The 11,591-nt window shown below is 56.1% G+C and carries 10 protein-coding genes and 3 tRNA genes; 7 read left to right on the forward strand and 6 right to left on the reverse strand.

Features of this window, described 5'->3' with window-relative positions:
* Positions 1 to 65 precede the first annotated feature (65 nt).
* Positions 66 to 596 carry a hypothetical protein gene (locus ACN080_RS07435; protein WP_419111889.1) on the forward strand — a complete coding sequence of 177 codons (531 nt, stop codon included), beginning with the start codon at positions 66 to 68 and terminating at the stop codon, positions 594 to 596.
* A gap of 103 nt (positions 597 to 699) precedes the next feature.
* Here ACN080_RS07435 and ACN080_RS07440 read toward each other — a convergent pair whose 3' ends face one another.
* Complete coding sequence (locus ACN080_RS07440; RefSeq protein WP_419100492.1) at positions 700 to 2,229, reverse strand: alanine/glycine:cation symporter family protein; 1,530 nt, start codon at positions 2,227 to 2,229, stop codon at positions 700 to 702.
* Positions 2,230 to 2,558: 329 nt separating this feature from the next.
* Here ACN080_RS07440 and dxs point away from each other — a divergent pair, with 329 nt between their 5' ends.
* Positions 2,559 to 4,535 carry a 1-deoxy-D-xylulose-5-phosphate synthase gene (gene dxs / locus ACN080_RS07445; protein ID WP_419113443.1) on the forward strand — a complete coding sequence of 659 codons (1,977 nt, stop codon included), beginning with the start codon at positions 2,559 to 2,561 and terminating at the stop codon, positions 4,533 to 4,535.
* Positions 4,536 to 4,626: 91 nt separating this feature from the next.
* On the opposite strand, the gene ACN080_RS07450 is transcribed toward dxs, so the two are convergent.
* From ACN080_RS07450 to msrB, 3 genes are all read right to left on the reverse strand, one after another.
* Positions 4,627 to 5,127 (reverse strand): Rieske (2Fe-2S) protein, encoded by a 501-nt coding sequence (locus ACN080_RS07450; protein WP_419104312.1) that lies wholly within the window; start codon positions 5,125 to 5,127, stop codon positions 4,627 to 4,629.
* Between the two features lie 11 nt (positions 5,128 to 5,138).
* Positions 5,139 to 6,425 carry an HRDC domain-containing protein gene (locus ACN080_RS07455; protein WP_419113444.1) on the reverse strand — a complete coding sequence of 429 codons (1,287 nt, stop codon included), beginning with the start codon at positions 6,423 to 6,425 and terminating at the stop codon, positions 5,139 to 5,141.
* Positions 6,426 to 6,563: 138 nt separating this feature from the next.
* Positions 6,564 to 6,986 carry a peptide-methionine (R)-S-oxide reductase MsrB gene (gene msrB / locus ACN080_RS07460; protein WP_419104314.1) on the reverse strand — a complete coding sequence of 141 codons (423 nt, stop codon included), beginning with the start codon at positions 6,984 to 6,986 and terminating at the stop codon, positions 6,564 to 6,566.
* A gap of 171 nt (positions 6,987 to 7,157) precedes the next feature.
* Here msrB and ACN080_RS07465 point away from each other — a divergent pair, with 171 nt between their 5' ends.
* Complete coding sequence (locus ACN080_RS07465) at positions 7,158 to 8,462, forward strand: alpha/beta hydrolase family protein (protein WP_419113445.1); 1,305 nt, start codon at positions 7,158 to 7,160, stop codon at positions 8,460 to 8,462.
* A 55-nt stretch (positions 8,463 to 8,517) separates the two neighbouring features.
* Here the strand turns inward: ACN080_RS07465 and ybaK are convergent, their stop codons facing one another.
* The gene (gene ybaK, locus ACN080_RS07470; protein WP_419113446.1) at positions 8,518 to 9,015 is read right to left on the reverse strand and encodes a Cys-tRNA(Pro) deacylase; all 498 of its coding nucleotides are present in this window, start codon (positions 9,013 to 9,015) and stop codon (positions 8,518 to 8,520) included.
* A gap of 228 nt (positions 9,016 to 9,243) precedes the next feature.
* On the opposite strand from ybaK, the gene zapE reads away from it, so the two are divergent.
* On the forward strand, positions 9,244 to 10,308 hold the full coding sequence (gene zapE / locus ACN080_RS07475; protein WP_419110582.1) for a cell division protein ZapE: 1,065 nt from the start codon (positions 9,244 to 9,246) through the stop codon (positions 10,306 to 10,308).
* 90 nt (positions 10,309 to 10,398) lie between these two features.
* On the opposite strand, the gene ACN080_RS07480 is transcribed toward zapE, so the two are convergent.
* Positions 10,399 to 10,968 carry a GNAT family N-acetyltransferase gene (locus tag ACN080_RS07480; RefSeq protein WP_419100484.1) on the reverse strand — a complete coding sequence of 190 codons (570 nt, stop codon included), beginning with the start codon at positions 10,966 to 10,968 and terminating at the stop codon, positions 10,399 to 10,401.
* A gap of 237 nt (positions 10,969 to 11,205) precedes the next feature.
* Between ACN080_RS07480 and ACN080_RS07485 the strand changes: the two genes are divergently transcribed.
* The 3 genes from ACN080_RS07485 to ACN080_RS07495 all read left to right on the forward strand — a co-directional run bounded on the left by ACN080_RS07485 (position 11,206) and on the right by ACN080_RS07495 (position 11,506).
* Positions 11,206 to 11,278 (forward strand) — tRNA-Gly (locus ACN080_RS07485).
* A gap of 25 nt (positions 11,279 to 11,303) precedes the next feature.
* Positions 11,304 to 11,375: transfer RNA gene (locus tag ACN080_RS07490), tRNA-Val, on the forward strand.
* A gap of 55 nt (positions 11,376 to 11,430) precedes the next feature.
* Positions 11,431 to 11,506, forward strand: a tRNA-Gly gene (locus tag ACN080_RS07495).
* Positions 11,507 to 11,591 lie beyond the last annotated feature (85 nt).

The following is an 11,591-nucleotide window of genomic DNA, read 5'->3' on the forward strand; positions in this document are numbered from 1 at the left end:
CTACCTATCGTGGGGCAGGCCCTCCTCTATATCCAAACTGCGGGTAGCTACTGTAGCCTATCGGTATGACCCAGAATAATTCACAGTACAAAGTGAGCGCAGGTCCCGCATCACGAGAAGGGCCGGCTGTCGTTCTGTGGCTGGGGCTTGTCTTGATAGTAGCGGGGCTTGTGGATGCCTTCCTGCTGGTACCGCTCACCGGTGGGGTAGCTAGCGGATTGTCGGCCTATCTGATATTCGTAGCCCTGGGCTGGGTCTTCTTTGCGCTGTGTCTTGTGGCCCTTGCCTGGTATCTTGTCAGCGGTACTCGGCTTCTCAACAGGCCTCAAGCCGGTGGAGCACTGGGCGCAGGGCGCTATCTGGCTAAAGTGGGGATTGCTTCTTGGATGTCGGCCTGGATAAGCCTGACCTATATTTTGCCCGGGATGCTAGCCAGGGAACCCTCGCGTGATGCTACGGGTGACCACGATGCCCTGCAACATTTTCTCCTAGGGGATTTTCTGGTTTCGCTTGGTATGCCCGCACTGCTTCTAGGTCTTATTGCCTTCTTGAGCGCCGCTGTGTGTTTTGCTTTGGCAAGGATAAAAGCCTCCTAGGCGCTATATGCCCCGCCTACTGGTTCTCTTTAAAAATTAAAGAGGCTGTTTTCCTCCCGCCTGGGGAGGAAAACAGCCTCTACGGTTGTAGCCGGCTTGGAGCCTACTTCTTCTGAACCGGGATTGCACCGGTTTTCACATCGTAGTAGTTCTCCCAGAAGTCGGCGTTTCTAATGTCAAGAGCCCGCGGATCAAACAGGGGATCCTGGCCCTGCTTGCGTTGCTGTTCGTAGTCACGCAGGGCCTGCAGCGCAGGCTTCTGAATGACCAGAATACCGACGACGTTCAGCCAAGCCATGAGCCCTACACCGATATCGCCTAGGGCCCAGGCCTCACCAGCACTATTGACGCAACCTACTACTGTGGCAACCAGAATGAGGAGCTGTAACAAGCGTAGGAGACCATTAGAAACTGTTTCATTTTTGAGGTTCCTGGTCAGGTAACGCAGGTTGGTTTCAGCCATGTAGTAGTAAGCAATGATGGTGGTGAAGGCAAAGAACCCCAGCGATACAGCGATAAAGATGGTGCCGGCTCCAGGTAAGAGAGTATCAAAGGCGGATTGCGCAAAGGCTGGCCCCACAGTTGCCTCTGGATCTAGCGTCCCCGATCCTTCTGCAAGCACGGGGGTATCTGCTGATCCCCCCTGGTAGACCCGGTACATGCCGGTTGAAAGAATCAGGAAAGCAGTAGCAGAGCAGACGAAGAGGGTGTCAATGTAGACGGCCATAGCCTGAACAAAGCCCTGGGATGCGGGGTGCTTGACCTCGGCGGCAGCTGCAGCGTGGGGGCCGGTGCCCTGGCCTGCTTCGTTGGAGTAGATGCCTCGTTTGACGCCCCATTCAACAGCAGTACCCACAATGGCACCGAAGGTTGCATGCAGGCCGAATGCTGAGCTAAAGATGAGGTTAACGACGTCCCCCAGCATGCCAATATTAATGAAGCAAACAATGACTGCGAGAATGATATAAATAACGGCCATGATAGGAACGACCACTGAGGCAAAGGCCGCGATACGCTTGACGCCACCCACCACGATAAAGGCAAGAAGAATGGTGATACCGGTTGCAGTCATCCAGGGGTGAACCTGGGGGAAAGCGCCCTGCATGGAGGTAGCGATACCGTTAGCCTGAACTCCGGGCAGGAAGAAGCCGCAGGCTAGCACGGTAGCGCAAGCAAAGAGAGAGGCGTAGACCTTGAAAAGCCCCGAGTACTTGGTGTGCCGGTAGGCCTTTTCGAAGTAGTAGGCGGGGCCGCCGCGGTATTCACCGGTGACCTTATCGCGTTCTTTGTAGATCTGCCCTAGGGTGGACTCGATAAAGGAGGTTGCAGAGCCCAGGAAGGCAACCGCCCACATCCAGAAGACGGCACCCGGGCCACCAAAGGCGATAGCAGTTGCCACGCCTGCGATGTTACCTGTACCCACACGCCCTGCCAGCGACAGGGCTAGTGCTTGGAAGGAGGAAACGCCATCTTGCGAAGACTCGCCCTTGAAGGTAGCTCGAAGCATAGAGGGAATCTGGCGAATCTGGAGGAGCCGGGTTCTGATGGTGAAGTAGACGCCTACGGCCAGGCACAGATATACCAGCACTGGAGACCAAATGATCTCGTTCAGCCAGGTGATGAATGCGGTCATGATGTGTACAAATCCGTTCGTGCGGGGTCAGCTGCTAGCTAACTGCGTAATGATTCACCCCAAATATAGCAAGTAATGTGTGCTGTCACACATTTGGGTCTTGAGTAATGATACTAATACGCCCCCTGGTCTCTTAGGGTGTAATGACGCGGCCTGTAACTTAGCTGAAATGAAAACGGCGCTTTTGCTCTCATAGCGCGAATCGCTAAACGACCACCAAGCGGGTAAAGTTACTTAACTGCAAGACACCAGAGACTGTAACTACTGGCTCGCTCCGTAGCTCCTTACCAGGAGACTCAGCCGGCCGGTCAGGTTGTGAGGGAGACATCGTGGGATTACTAGAAACTATCCGGGAGCCGGGGCACCTGAACTCCTTGAGCTCGCAGCAGCTGACGGAGCTGGCTCAGGAAATCCGCGATTATCTGGTTGCCAATGTCTCTCAGACCGGGGGGCATCTTGGCCCCAACCTCGGTGTTGTTGAGCTGACTCTTGGGATTCACCGGGTCTTCGATTCACCGCAGGACTCCATCATTTTTGATACCGGGCACCAGTCTTATGTCCACAAGCTGGTTACCGGTCGGCAAGATTTTTCGACCCTGCGCCAGAAAGGCGGTATCGCTGGCTACCCTGAGCGGGCTGAGTCTGAGCACGATATCGTTGAGTCCTCACACGCTTCGTCGTCTCTGTCATGGGCTGACGGTGTTTCCCGCGCCTACCAACTCACCGGCCAAAAGGACCGTTACACTGTTGCCCTCATCGGCGATGGTGCCCTAACCGGTGGCATGGCCTGGGAAGCTATCAACAATATAGCGGCTGATAGGTCCCGCAAGGTCGTCATTGTTGTTAACGACAACGGTCGTTCCTACGCGCCGACCGTGGGTGGGTTCGCTAACCACCTGGCTGCCCTGAAACATGAACTTCAGAATAAGGTCGATAAGGTTCGCCTGGACTCGCGCTACGAGCGCACCCTCGATATTGCCCGCACCAAACTTCAGAAGAGCGGCCCCCTGGGACAGATGGTCTACCGTGGGTTGCACGGCATGAAAGCGGGCATTAAGGACGTCATGGTGCCCGGTGGCATTTTTGAAGACCTGGGGATGAAATACGTGGGACCGATTGACGGCCATGATCTGCAGGAAATCGAGCAAGCCCTAGAATCAGCTAAAAACTATGGTGGCCCCGTTATCGTTCACGCTATGACCGAGAAAGGCCACGGTTACGCCCCGGCAGTAAGCGATAAAGACGATATGTTCCATGCTGTGGGGGTGATTGACCCTGATACCGGTGAAGCCCTAGCTAAGTCCTCTGGTAAATCCTGGACCAGTATCTTTGCTCAGGAAATCAAAGATATTGCCGATGAGCGCGAGGACATTGTCGGAATCACCGGCGCTATGCTCATTCCTGTTGGGCTCAAACCTATGGCTATGGCCCACCCGGGCCGCGTGATTGACGTCGGAATCGCTGAACAGCACGCTCTTGCCATGAGCGCGGGTCTGGCCTACGGCGGCCAGCACCCTGTCATTGCCCTCTACGCCACCTTCCTCAACCGTGGTTTTGATCAGCTCCTCATGGACGTTGCCTTGCATAAGGCTGGTGTAACCCTCGTCTTGGACCGTTCCGGCGTGACCGGCCCCGATGGCCCCAGCCACCACGGCATGTGGGATTTGGCTCTTCTGCAGTTTATTCCGGGCCTGCATCTTGCAGCTCCCCGTGACGCAGTGACCCTGCGTGAGGAACTGCGAGAAGCCGTGGCTATCTCTGATGCTCCTACGGTTGTGCGCTACCCCAAGGGCTCAGTAGGCCCCGATATTCCCGCCCTTGAACGGACCGCAGACGGGGCCGATATTCTCAGGCGGCTAGGGGAGCCTCACGCTGAAAGCGGTCAGCGCGACGTGCTTTTGATTGGCGTGGGTGCTTTTGCCCGCCTAGCGCTTGATGTAGCCGAACTGCTGGGTAGCCAGGGGGTGAGCCTAACGGTGGTAGATCCCCGCTGGGTCATGCCTGTACCTGCCAGCCTTATTGAGCTGGCAGGGGAGCACCGCATCGTGGTTTCCCTTGAAGACGGCGTCCGGGCCGGTGGCGTAGGTTCCCGGATTCGCCAGGAAATGCGCGCAGCTGGTATCGACACAGCACTGAACGAGCTGGGTCTGCCCGCCGAGTTCATCAAGCACGCTGAGCGCGGTGAAATTCTTGTGGAAGTGGGGCTGACACCTCAAAAAATTAGCTCCGATATTCTCGCTCAGCTTTCGGGCGATATGGTGCCTTTCGCGCGAACAGAGGGCGAACGGCCTAAACACACCTCCTAACCCTCCAATTCCCAGCGCAGGGACACTCAAAGCGGCTCTTCTTCAGCAGAAGAAAGAGCCGCTTTAGTTTTTCTATTGTCTACCGGTAGCCTTAGCCGACCCAGATACGTCCGTCTTTAACCTCGACCGGGAATTCCGCGATCGGAGTCTCAGCCGGACCACCAAGGACAGATCCATCCTCCAGCGAAAAAACTGAGGAGTGGCAGGGGCAGGAAATACTTTTATCTTTCAAGGCCTTGAGCTGGCACCCCTGGTGGGTGCAGACCGATGAGAAGGCATGGAAAGCGCCCTCGGTGGGCTGGCTAATCATGACGACGCTCCCCTTTGCTGTAGCCTGAATTACCCCGCCGACCGGTACGTCGCTGGTGGCGGCCATGTCGGTTGGTTCGGCAGGGCGACCGTCGCTTTCGGTGAGCGTTTGGCCATCCTTGGAGCCGCAGGCAGAGAGCAGAACTGCGCCTGCCCCCAGGCCACCAGCACCAATAATCGCTGTGCGGCGGGAAAACCCTGAAGGGTTACTCGCGGCTAGCTCCTGGGGAGCATCAACAATGGGTTTTTCTTCTTTATTCTGACAGCCGCATGTGGTGCACATGGGTACAATCCTTACTGTGAGTGTTGGGCTCTGACCCGGGTGAATACCGTGGCCAGATGCCCCGCTACACGTTCAATCTGCCACTGACGCGCCCCAAGTTCAAGCAGGGCTGACCTAAGTTCTTGCTCACCCGAACCCGCAGGCGGGTCCCAGCACAGCCTCCGCAGGATATCGGGGGTCAGCAGGTTTTCTTGAGGCATACCGAGTTGCTCACTGATCTCAATAACAAGGGGCTTAGCTTCTGCAATCAGTTCAGCGGAAAGCGGCCTCTTAACCTCCCAGGCCTTCAGCGGCGGCGGCCCAGACGCAGGCAGAGTGAAAGGAACCGGGCTGGGTTCCTTCTTCGCCTCGGTAATGGCCTTGACCCAGCGGGGAGCCTCTCGTTTGAGGGAACGAGTCTGAAAACCCGGTATCGCCAACACCGCTGGAACTGTCTGCGGCATGATACGCGCCGCAGCAATCAAGGACGAATCGGGAAGCAGCCGCTTGGGGGCCACATCTTTTTTCTGCGCAAGGTGATCACGCTCGTACCAAAGATTACGCAGAGCGGTGAGCTGGCGGCGGGTTTTCAAATCCCTGATGCCCTTGGTCTTGCGCCAAGGATCAGGTTTCTGCTCAAACCCGGTGCGCTCGCGAACTGCGTTGAATTCTTCCCGGGCCAGTTCGAGTTTGCCCTGTGCCCTGAGCTCAGACTCAACGGCATCGCGCAAATCGAGCAGAATATCAACGTCAAGAGCTGCATAGTTGAGCCACTGCGCGGGTAGGGGCCGATGGGACCAGTCCACCGCTGAGTGCTCCTTGGCGAGCTTATAACCCAGCAAATGCTCGACCATATAGCCCAAGCCAACCCGCTCAAAGCCAGCAAGACGACCGCCCAGTTCGGTATCGAAAAGCACATCGGGGCGCATCCCCAGCTCTGCCAGGCAGGGAAGGTCCTGGCTTGCGGCGTGGATAACCCACTCAGCGCCGGCTAAGGCCTCGTTGATGGGGGAGAGATGGGGGAAGCTCTCCGGGTCAATGAGGATGACCCCGGAGTTACCTCGTTTGAGCTGTACCAGGAAAGCTCGCTGACCGTACCTGATGCCCGATGCTCGTTCGGTGTCGACTGCTACCGGACCGCTCTGGGAGGCAAGGATGTCGGCAACTCTCTGCAGGCCACGGTCGGTGGTAATAACGCTGGGAGTGCCACCGTCGGGTTCATCGAGAAAGACAACCTCGGGAATCGTGATTCCCTCGGGTATCTCAAAACCCCCGGTGGAGGCGCTTAAAGGTGCTGCCACCTTGTCAGTTTGCGCCACAATAAAACTCCCTCCCGGTGGAAAACTACCCCACTATTATGTCAGCTAACCCTGTTACCCGGTTATGTCGCGAGTGTGAGATTGAACGGTAGAAGATTACCTCATGCTTACATATTTCTTGCTGTCCTGTTTCTCAAGCTAGGGCTCAAGCGGTTTCTCATTCAGAGTGAGACAGACAGAATTGATGCAGTAACGCAGGTCTGTGGGGGTATCGTAGCCCTCACCCTTAAAGACGTGGCCTAGGTGAGAATCACAGGCGGCACAGCGCACTTCAACACGAACCATTCCCAAAGACCGGTCCTCTATATAAAGCACTCGGTTTTCCGCCAAGGGCTCGAAGAAGGAAGGCCAGCCGCAGTGGCTCTCAAACTTCTCGCTGGACCGGAAGAGCTCGGTGCCGCAAGCCCTGCAGGAGTAGATACCCTCGGTGGTGGTATCCCAGTATTGGCCGGTGAAGGCAGGCTCGGTACCGCCCTCTCTGAGCACAGCGTACTCAGTAGGGGTCAGAACCTCTTTCCAGTTTTTTGCGATTTTTCCTAGGCCCGGTAGATGCTCAGACATTTTGTATAGTCCTTACCCATATCGATAACACAGTATGTATATTCAGCCAGATTACACCCAGTGGAATAAGGCATCAGCCTTGTCCCTGATATTCCTTACAAGGTTACTGGTTGGTAACATCACGGGTGTGCCGTTCCCGCTAGTAGCAATACCTCCCCTAGACTGGTCATTATGAATACAGAGCAGGACAGATCTTCAACGGCGCGCACCCTCACTCTAGCTACCGTCGCAGGAGTTGCTGGTGCCGCAGGTGCCACCCTTGCTATGGCTGGTGCACTGGGGGCGGCAGGACTGGCAACACACTTTGCCCGCAAAATTGTTGTCCCGCCCAAAGCACCCCACGAAGATGTTCGTGTTTATTCGGTGGGCTACGGAACCGCTGAAAATATAGAAGACCAACAGCCCACCAGTATCTGCCTAGACGCGACGGAACGGACTCAGGCTCCAGGCCGCTACGGGTTTTATTTTGCCGGGGGAGCAGGGTTCGCTCTGCTGGGCGAGGTAATCTCCTACCTGCCGACCGAGCAGACCGTAGTACGGTCCATCGAAGGGGTCTATCGAGGCGATATCACCACCTGCAAACGCGGCAGACTCACCGGTGTTGTAGCCACCGACCCCCAGATGGCTGGCTACCGCTACCAAGACATCGAGCTTAACCTGCCTGTTGGTCCTGCCCCCGCCTGGGTAGTGCACCCTAATGCCTGGCTTGATAGCGCTACTGAATCTGATTCATTAGCAGTCCCCAGTAGCACTTGGATTGTGATGGTTCACGGCATGGGGTCAACACGTGCAGAAACCCTGCGCTCACTGACAGTGACTCAAAAGCTAGGGCTTACCAGCCTGCATGTTAGCTACCGTAACGACCGTGAAGCTCCGGCCAGTGAAGACGGCCGCTACGGCCTAGGCTTTACCGAATGGCGCGATATTGAAGTTGCTATCGACTACGCACTTTCTCATGGTGCTGAAGATGTAGTGCTCTTTGGCTGGTCTATGGGTGGCTCTATCTGTATGCAAACAGCTGACCTTGCCTCTAACCGCCGCGCTATCCGGGGCCTTGTGCTTGATGGGCCCGCCCTGGACTGGCTTGAACTCATCCGTTACCATACTCAGCTCAACAAGATTCCCCTCTCGATAGGAAAGCTGGGTGTGCACATGATTTCTCACCCTGCACTGACCGGGTTTACCGGCTTGCACGAGCCGATTCGGCTTGAACAGATATCCTGGCCTAACCGTGTACAGGACATTGTTCTACCCACCTTGATTCTGCATTCCCGCGATGACACCTACGTGCCCTATCAACCATCAGAACAGTTAGCGCAGGCTTCACCGCTGGTGGATTTTGTTCCCTTTACAGGGGCACCCCACACCCGTGAGTGGAACGTGGACCCTGAGCTCTGGGAGAGCACCGTGGAAAAGTGGCTGGGGGATAAGCTGGGGCTGACCCTGCCAGTACATCAGGCTAAGTCGGCAGAATAAGCTCAGGCAGTGATGGGGGGCAGCAGCTGGCTGCCCCCTCCTATCTCTTGAGGTGTTAGGGTGCCGCAATATCGGCGTAGGAGCCGCCGGTTAGCCTGACCAGATCATCAGCAGCCAACTCAAGATCGAGGCCACGCCGCCCACCCGAGACCAGAACGGTGTCAAAAAGCTGGGCTGTCTCATGGATCAGGGTGGGGTGGGCTGTCTTTTGGCCCAGGGGAGAAATGCCGCCCACAACATACCCGGTACGCTTCTCAGCTACTTTAGGTTCGGCCATCTTGGCGCTCTTCCACCCTAACTGGGCGGCGGCGGCCTTAGTGTTGAGTTTGCCTGCTACCGGAACCACACAGACCGCAAAATCTTTGTCGTGATTAATCATGAGTGTCTTGAAAACCTGTTCGGGGGAGCGGCCTAGCTTCTGAGCGGCCTCCAGACCAAACTGGGTTTCACCCTGGACGTGCTCGTATTCGCGCATGGTGAAGGCAACCCCGCTTTCTTGCAAGAGAGCAACTGCGGCAGTAGATGCTCCGGCTTTCTTTTTACCCTTGGCCACGAGAAACCCTTTCTTTTTGCTTCCGATTAACCTTTACTAGCCTAAAAGGAACACGCCAGCGGAAGCTGCCGGACAGCGGAAAACGCTACGAACTGTGAAGAATTCAACCGCCTTAGTGTCATCACCCCCCCAAAGTCTTAACCGCTACCAGCCCTTACCTCCCGCACCCATTACACTGGTGCTGTACATGTAACCCGCGCACCCTTGCGCTCAAGGAAAGTTAGGCACGTGGCCACCTACACCCACCTCACCGAACGTACCCCCCAGGTTTCTGCTGATGAACTTTTGGCGGGTTTTCGCCCCTCAGAACGCTTTGGTGAGGTGTCCTTTGATACCTACCGCCCGGACCCAGCGCAGCCCTCACAACAGGCGGCAGTCGATGCCTTACGAGCCTTCGGGGATAGTATCAATGGTGGCGTCGCTAGTGGCGGTGGATTTTTAAGCAAGCTCTTTGGCGGGGGCAAGAAAAAGGATGTCAGTAAGCCAGGTCTTTACCTAGACGGTGGTTTTGGTGTGGGTAAAACCCACCTGCTTGCCTCCCTCTGGCACGCAGTAGAGGGCCCTAAAGCTTTCGGTACCTTTGTCGAATACACCAACCTGGTCGGTGCACTCACCTTCCGCAAGACGGTTGAAGCCCTCTCAGGCTACAAGCTGGTCTGTATTGACGAATTTGAACTCGATGACCCCGGTGACACCGTGCTGATGTCCCGACTCATGCGTGAGCTGGCCGAAGCAGGGGTGAAGCTGGTCGCCACCTCCAATACTTTGCCCGGCTCACTCGGTGAGGGGCGCTTTGCCGCCGCAGACTTCAAGCGTGAAATTCAGGTACTCTCAGACCAATTTGATGTGATTCGTGTAGATGGCGAGGACTACCGCCACCGTGGGCTTGACCCGGCACCTGACCCCCTTGCACCTGAGCAGTTTGATGCCGCTGTTGAAGCAGGTTTTGGTGCACTTGGCACCGTTGCAATCGATAGCTTTGAGGACCTCATTGAGCACCTGTCCAAGGTTCACCCCTCTCGTTACCGCCAATTTATTGAAGGGCTTGATGCTATTGCCTGGCGCAATGTCACAACCATTACCCAGCAGGCCGTGGCCCTCCGCTTCGTGGTGCTGGCTGACCGTCTTTACGATAAAGACCTGCCGATTATCGCCTCCGGACTTCCCTTTGACAGGGTCTTCACCGAAGAAATGATGACAGGCGGCTACCAGAAAAAGTACTTCCGAGCCGTTTCTCGTCTAACCGCTCTTGCCCGCGAAGGCCACACAGCAGGGCAGAAGTCAGCTTCCTAGAAGAGCGCACTTTAAACACCAGCCCCGGTTCCTTCTGGCGGCGAAGGAGCCGGGGCTTTTGCTCTTGAGCGCCTAGGGGCAGGGGCCGCTTTAGCCGGGGAAACCAACCTCAGCCCACCGCTGGCGAGTCAGCTCCGCCTGACGCGCAGTCTGCATGAGGGCAACTCCATCAAAGCCTGGGCGACCGGGCGTGCCCTCAGGAAGAGTGCGGAAACCCTCAAAGCCAACCTTGCGGGCAACCTTCTCCGAGGAGCTGTTCCCCTGCAGGGCAGTCCACACTAGCCTATCCAAGCCCAAGCCCAAAGGATCCAGTGCAAAACCGGTGACCGCTCCCAAAGCCTCAGCCATAAAACCTTGACCTCTGCTATCGGGAGCAAGCCAAAAGCCAACCTCGGCTGAAGACCTCGACACATCGAATAAGCTGACCACCCCGGCGAAAACACCACTGGCATCAATAGCCCAAATGAACTCAGCCTCTGCAAGGGCAGCATCATGTGAGTAACTGATAAAATCCAGGGCATCCTGCTCCGTGTATCCCAGCGGAATTGACACACACCAGCGGACAATCTCCGGGTCCCTGCAGGCTGCAACCAGGGCAGACAGATCCCCTAAACGTAAAGCCCTCAAGGTCAAACGCTCCGTCAGAAGACTGGGTAGCACAGCTCAAACCTCCCTTGACACCACCACAACAATGCAACATATCCTAACCCGCCAATAACTGTGGCACAGTCCATAGAATAAAAATAATAAAGCGCCCCCATGAAAACCGGCCCAAAACCCCTATAAATCAAGGAAAAACCGGCCAAACAACACCACAAAATAACAATTTTGCGTAAACCAAAACACCGTGTATAGTATTTACTCGTTGGTTCGGTTCCCCAAGGAATCAGCAAACATGCGGTTGTAGCTCAGTTGGTAGAGCACCACCTTGCCAAGGTGGATGTCGCGAGTTCAAGTCTCGTCAACCGCTCGCTAACCCTCAGGCGAGGGTTCTAGCGCGATTGGCGCAGCGGTAGCGCACTTCCTTGACATGGAAGGGGTCACTGGTTCGATCCCAGTATCGCGCACGCAAGATACATTGCGTATCCAGCACAGGGTGAAGCCCTGCATAGAAATGCAACTGCGGTTGTAGCTCAGTTGGTAGAGCACCACCTTGCCAAGGTGGATGTCGCGAGTTCAAGTCTCGTCAACCGCTCCAGACAAACCCCCGGTTATGGCCGGGGGTTTTTCCATACCCCTCTCCATTACAAGCCAACCCAAACACCCCAGGTTGAAACAGGCCC

It is taken from the genome of Rothia sp. CCM 9416, from assembly GCF_048513535.1.
Taxonomy (GTDB): domain Bacteria; phylum Actinomycetota; class Actinomycetes; order Actinomycetales; family Micrococcaceae; genus Rothia.

What these genes read in the sequence shown, in the direction of transcription:
- ACN080_RS07465 (WP_419113445.1), top strand. Translation starts at nt 7,158, where the DNA reads ATGAATACAGAGCAGGACAGATCTTCAACGGCGCGCACCCTCACTCTA.
- ACN080_RS07450 (WP_419104312.1), bottom strand. Translation starts at nt 5,127, where the DNA reads ATGTGCACCACATGCGGCTGTCAGAATAAAGAAGAAAAACCCATTGTT.
- msrB (WP_419104314.1), bottom strand. Translation starts at nt 6,986, where the DNA reads ATGTCTGAGCATCTACCGGGCCTAGGAAAAATCGCAAAAAACTGGAAA.
- ACN080_RS07435 (WP_419111889.1), top strand. Translation starts at nt 66, where the DNA reads ATGACCCAGAATAATTCACAGTACAAAGTGAGCGCAGGTCCCGCATCA.
- ACN080_RS07440 (WP_419100492.1), bottom strand. Translation starts at nt 2,229, where the DNA reads ATGACCGCATTCATCACCTGGCTGAACGAGATCATTTGGTCTCCAGTG.